Below are 250 nucleotides of genomic sequence, written 5' to 3' on the forward strand. Positions count from 1 at the left end.
GGTCTATCATTCAGAGCAAGTGGACCAGGAGCTTCTGCAGCAAGTTCGAACTTGCTTGCGAAACGGCTCCGGCAGAGATCTGCAGTGCGGTCAAGACCTGATGAGCATATTCGGCTGCAATCGGTTTGAGTTATTGTCCCCCTTCTATAAAACGGAAATTCCCATCCAAGCTGTCATGTCCATGCTGCAAGGAAGAGTGTTATTGCTGATCGACGGGGAGCCTGTCGCTTATGTGCTGCCCTTGCTTTTT

General features: G+C 50.4%; 1 protein-coding gene. It reads left to right on the forward strand.

The features are described 5' to 3' along the window. On the forward strand, nucleotides 1–250 hold a 250-nt coding region (locus KVT27_RS27415), incomplete at both ends, for a spore germination protein (protein ID WP_217582276.1).

This window comes from Lysinibacillus sp. GbtcB16 (assembly GCF_019091145.1).
Classification (GTDB): domain Bacteria; phylum Bacillota; class Bacilli; order Bacillales_A; family Planococcaceae; genus Lysinibacillus; species Lysinibacillus fusiformis.